4 protein-coding genes are annotated in these 5,037 nt (G+C 68.9%); 2 read left to right on the plus strand and 2 right to left on the minus strand.

All coding sequences use genetic code 11. The features are described 5' to 3' along the window. Both QSG27_RS27595 and QSG27_RS27600 read right to left on the minus strand, forming a co-directional pair. Positions 1 to 2,787, minus strand: a 2,787-nt coding sequence (locus QSG27_RS27595) for a beta strand repeat-containing protein (RefSeq protein ID WP_306711881.1), incomplete at its 3' end; no start/stop codon positions are given. Between the two features lie 450 nt (positions 2,788 to 3,237). Further along, positions 3,238 to 3,663, minus strand: coding sequence for an OsmC family protein (locus tag QSG27_RS27600; RefSeq protein ID WP_306711883.1), 426 nt, complete (start codon positions 3,661 to 3,663; stop codon positions 3,238 to 3,240). A 230-nt stretch (positions 3,664 to 3,893) separates the two neighbouring features. Here QSG27_RS27600 and QSG27_RS27605 point away from each other — a divergent pair, with 230 nt between their 5' ends. Both QSG27_RS27605 and QSG27_RS27610 read left to right on the plus strand, forming a co-directional pair. After that, the gene (locus QSG27_RS27605) at positions 3,894 to 4,211 is read left to right on the plus strand and encodes an acyl carrier protein (RefSeq protein WP_306711885.1); all 318 of its coding nucleotides are present in this window, start codon (positions 3,894 to 3,896) and stop codon (positions 4,209 to 4,211) included. Further along, a partial coding sequence (locus tag QSG27_RS27610; protein ID WP_306711886.1) for an acyl-CoA dehydrogenase family protein occupies positions 4,208 to 5,037 on the plus strand: 830 nt, incomplete at its 3' end. The genes QSG27_RS27605 and QSG27_RS27610, both read left to right, overlap by 4 nt.

Raw genomic sequence — 5,037 nt, forward strand, 5'->3', positions numbered from 1 at the left:
GTCCACCGCCGCACCGGCGGCCCGCTGGTTGCGCGTGCCGCCGCGCACCGCGTAGCTGGTCGGCGTGACCACCAGCCGGATGGTGTTGGCGCCGTACAGCGCGTCGAAGCGGGTGCCGGCCTCCAGCCCCGCCGCCGGCTGCGTCAGCGTGGCGAAGCCACCCGACACGCCGCCGTCGGCCTGGACGATGGTGAAGCTCTGTCCCAGCGTGGCGGTGTAGGCGTTGGTGGCGTCGCCGCTGATTCCGCGCAGGACCGGGGCCAGCGTGCCGGCGGCGGTGAAGGACGCCCCCTGCACCAGGATCAGGTCGTGGCGGCCGGCGCCGGTGCCGGCGGCCGGGCCGTCGATCTCGGCGCGCAGCACGCTGGTGCCGGTCAGCGTGACGGCGGATTGGAAGGTCAGCACGCCGGGCGAGTTGCCGGGCGACACGGTGCCGGACAGCGTGGCCGGACCGAGAACCGAACCGCCGCCGCTGAAGGTCGAACCGGCGGTCGTGGTGACGGAGCCGGCGATCACGCCGTTGACCGCGACCGCGCCGCCCTGTCCGACCGTGACCGCGCCGGTGCTGCCGGTGTTCGCCACCGTGACGGTGCCGTCGCGGACGGTGACCGGGGCCATGACGGCGCCGGCCAGGGTCGCGCTGCCGCCGGACGCCACGGTGACGGCCCCGTTGACCGCGCCGTTGGCGGCGACGGTCAGGGTGCCGCCTTCGACCGTCAGGGTGCCGCCCACGCCTCCGCCCTCGACGACGGTCATCGCGCCACCGCGGGAAACGGTCACCGGGACCGCGACGACCCCTCCGACCGTGGCGCTGCCGCCGTTGCCCAGCGTCAGCGTGCCGCCGGCGACCACGCCGCTCCTGGCGACGGTGAGGTCCGCGCCGTTATCGACCGACAGGCCCCCGGCGTTGGCCAACTGGCCGGAGACGACCAGCGCGCCGGTCCCGGAAACCGCCAGCGCACCGCTGCCGCCGACCGCGCCGGCCAGCGTGACGGTGCTGCCATCCGGCGTGATGGTGCCGCCCTGGCCGGTCACGTTGACGGACTGGCCGACCGTCAGCGGCGAAGCCGGGCGCAGCGTGCCGCCGTCGAAGGTGACCGTGCTGCCCTGGACCGCGCCGTCGCTGTTGGTGAAGCTCGGGCGGCTGGTGTCGATCACGCCGGTCGCCGGAGGAGTGGGCGTCGGCGTTGAGGGCGGCGTGGGGGTCGGCGTGGGGTTCGGCGTCGAGGGCGGCGTGGGGGTTGGATCAGGGTTGGGATTGGGGGGCGGCGCGGGTGGCGGGTTCGGATCGGGATTCGGGTTCGGGTTCGGATCCGGATTGGGATTGGGGTTGGGGTCCGGGTTGGGGTTCGGATTCGGGTTGGGATTCGGATCGGGATCGGGCGGAGGCGTCACCACCTTGGTCAGGGTGAGCTGAATCCGGTTGTTCGCGGTGTCGAAGGTGGCCGTTGGGGTCAGCGTCGCGTCGCTGTTGGTGACGGCGGTGAAGGCGCCGGACACTCCGCCCGCGGCGGTCAGGATGGTGTAGGTCGTGCTGTCGCCGTAGCCGCCCCCGGCGGAGGTGATGCTCAGGGCGCCGCCCATCGTGGCGGTGCCGGTGACCGCCAGCTTGCTGGCGGCGGCGGCGGTCGTCTGGATCGCCAGCGTGCTGCCGCTGTCCTGCGTGAAGTTGCCGGTGACGGTCAGGGTGCCGGGCGTGCCGGACGCGCCGGGGGTCAGCGTGGTGCCGGACGGGCTGGTCACGTTGCCGACGACCGTTCCGGTGCCGGTGAGCGCCGTCCCGCTGGCGAGTTGGAGCGCGGTGGTGAGGGAGCCGTTGACCCGCAGCGTCCCGCTCTGCACGCTCGTGGTGGTGGCGGAATTCACGCCGGCCAGGGTCCACTCGGTGCCGTTGAGGGTCAGGGCGGTGGTGCCGGAGACCGGACCGGACAGGGAACCGCTTCCTTCCAGAAGCAGGTTCTGGGTCCCGCCGTTGTTCGACACGCCGCCGATGACGGTGCTGCCGTCCTTCAGGACGATGGAACTGGTGTTTCCGAACGCGGAGGTTCTGATCGCGCTGTAGCCGGAACCGGCGCTGATCGTTCCATGGTTGACGATGGTCGAGGGGCCGACGATGGAAACCGCGTCGGTGGAACCGGTGATCGTGCCGTAGTTGGTGACCGTGCTCGGCGTGGACGAGCCCTGAATTTTGATCGCGGGGAACTGTGTCTGGAAATGCTGCTGCGCCGGCAGAAGGTTCTTGATCAGCGCCGTCTGGTTCGCCGGGCCGCCGTTCGTGATGTCGGCGGCATGGGCGAGTTCGATGGCGGACCAGTTGCCGATCACCGTCCCGGTGTTCTGGATGACCGATTTCGACCCGTTCGACCCGTTGATCAGGATGCCGGCGTAGGCCTTGGTCACGCTGATCAGGCCGGAGTTGATGACGGTGCCGTAATTCTGCGCATAGACGCCATCGGCTTGATTGTAATTCGCTTCGAGCGAGATCTTGATCGTGCCCTGGTTGGTCAGGGTCCATCCGCCGTTCGCGTTGATCCAGATGCCGGTGGACAGATCGCTGCTGATGTTCCCGGTGCCGCTGTCGACCACGCCGCCGGTGCTGGTGATGAGGATGTTGCTTCCGCTTGGATAGAAGGATTCGTTCCGAATGGTCGAGAGCGTTTCCGCCGACGCAGCGCTTCCGGCCAGAGACACGCCGAGCGCAATCGGTGCGGCGACCATCGCCGGAAGGCGTCCGCCCGACATCAGGCTTTGGCGGATGGTGTCGAGGGAGGATGGCGACGGCGGCATGGGCGACTCATCTTGGGGGCGGGGCATGAGCGTTACGACCAATGGTTTTTTCCATCCAATCATAACGAGCACCCCTTATGGCCGCCAAGTCAAAATACAAATTTGAACAGAGGAGCCGCACTTGATATTTATCTAATTCTGGATTTACTTGCCTAATGCAACGGTAGTATTTTTCAAAACATCAAAAATGAGATCAGTGAAAACGCATTCTTCATGAAATTCGTTATAGGAAATGCCAAGCCCTCGGTGAAGACCGAAAGGCGCCGAATAACCGGTTTTTGGGTTTTCGGATTTGAAAATGCAGCATTTTGTCAAAAGCTGCGCTCGCGCGGGAACGCCAGTTCGCTCCCGGGGCATCGATGCTGCAAATTCCGACATCGCAGATCAACGGACGGAGCGCCGCCGGCCCGGCGGCCCGCCCGTCCTTGCAGGCTGCCGGGCTGGGGGCGCTTACACCAGCCGGGCGTTCAGGGTGATTTCCGTGCCGGCCAGAGCCTTGGACACCGGGCAATTCTTCTTGGCGCCGTCGGCCTGCTGCTGGAAGGCGTCGGCGTCGATGCCGGGAATCTCCGCCTCGCAGTCCAGCTCGATTCGGGTGATGGCGAACCCTTCGCCGACCTTGTCCAGATGGACGCGGGCGGTGGTGTGCACGCGCGTCGGGGTGTGGCCGGCCTTCGACAGGCCGGCGGACAGCGCCATGGAGAAGCAGCCGGCATGGGCGGCGGCGATCAGCTCCTCCGGGTTGGTGCCGGCGCCGTTCTCGAAACGCGACGGAAAGGAATAGGCGCCTTCGAACGCGCCGCTTCCCAGCCGCATGGTGCCCGAGCCCTGGGCCAGAGTTCCGCGCCATTCCGCATCCGATTGCCGCACAGCCATGATGCTCTCCCGCCCCTGTGTGTGGTTGGACCGCCGCACAAGTTAGGGCTGGCCGCGGGGAAGGCAATCGGCGCGCTTTCGCCACAGGTGTTAAGCAAGGGGAGTTGGATGCATCCGAAAAACACCCGGGGCATACGGAAAAGCACAGGAAGGTGCAGAACAATTAAGGTTTTGTGGCGTTGTCCCGGGGCAGGGAAAGCCAGAGGTTGAATACGGGGGTGGGGATGAGCATGCGCCAACCGGATTGGCAGATCGCGGCTGGAGCGGCACCGCGGGGAGAAACCGTCCCGGCGGTCACGGCGGCCGACATCCGGGCGCTTCTGGCCGACAGCGGCTGGCTGGCCACCGACGCCGCCACCCTGTCCGACGAGGACGATCTCTACGCCGCCGGCCTGACCTCCCACGGATCGGTGAACCTCATGCTGGCGCTGGAGGAACGCTACGGCGTCGAGTTCCCGGAACATCTGCTGCGCCGCCGCACCTTCGAGAGCATCGCCGCGATCCGCGCGGCGGTGGCGGGGCTGCTGGACGGGACGGGGGCCGGATGAGGGCGCCCGCATTGGGGCTGGCCGCCGAAGCCGCGGCCATCGCCGGACGCCACGCCGGCAGCGTGGACCGCGAGGCGCGCTTTCCCGCCGAAGCCTTCGCCGCCTTAAAGGAGGCGCGGCTTCTCGGGCTGACGGTGCCGCGCGCCCTTGGCGGCGGGGGCGGCGGTCTGGCCGACGCCGCGGCGGTGGCCCACGTGCTGGCCCAGCACTGCCCGTCCACCGGGCTGATCTACGCCATGCATCAGATCCAGGTGGCCTGCCTCGTGCGCCACGGGCAGGACGGCGAGTGGCATCGCGGCTTCCTGGCGCAGCTGGCGGAGGAGCAGCTTCTCCTCGCCTCCGCGACGACCGAGGCGGGGATCGGCGGCGACGTGCGCTCCAGCGCCTGCGCGGTGGAGGACGAGGCGGTGGGAACCTTCCGGCTGGAGAAGCAGGCGACGGTCATTTCCTATGGGGCGGAGGCCGACGCCATCCTGGTGACGGCCCGCCGGACCGCGGAATCGCCGCCCTCCGATCAGGTCATCGTGCCGGTGCTCCGTGGGCAGACGCGGCTGGAGGAAACCGGCGGCTGGGACACGCTGGGCATGCGGGGCACCCGCAGCATCGGCTACCGGCTGGTGGCGGAGGCCGGACGGGCGCAGATCCTGCCGTTGCCCTACGCCGACATCTCCGCCCGAACCATGCTGCCGGTGACCCACATTTTGTGGAGCAGCGTCTGGCTGGGCATCGCCACCGACGCGGTGGCGCGGGCCGGCGCCTTCATCCGGGCGGAGGCGCGCAAGCGCCCCGGCACCCCGCCGCCGGGGGCGCGGCGGGTGGCCGAGGC

Origin of the sequence: Azospirillum isscasi (assembly GCF_030849505.1) — a bacterium.
Taxonomy (GTDB): Bacteria; Pseudomonadota; Alphaproteobacteria; order Azospirillales; family Azospirillaceae; genus Azospirillum; species Azospirillum isscasi.

What these genes read in the sequence shown, in the direction of transcription:
- QSG27_RS27600 (WP_306711883.1), bottom strand. Translation starts at nt 3,663, where the DNA reads ATGGCTGTGCGGCAATCGGATGCGGAATGGCGCGGAACTCTGGCCCAG.
- QSG27_RS27605 (WP_306711885.1), top strand. Translation starts at nt 3,894, where the DNA reads ATGCGCCAACCGGATTGGCAGATCGCGGCTGGAGCGGCACCGCGGGGA.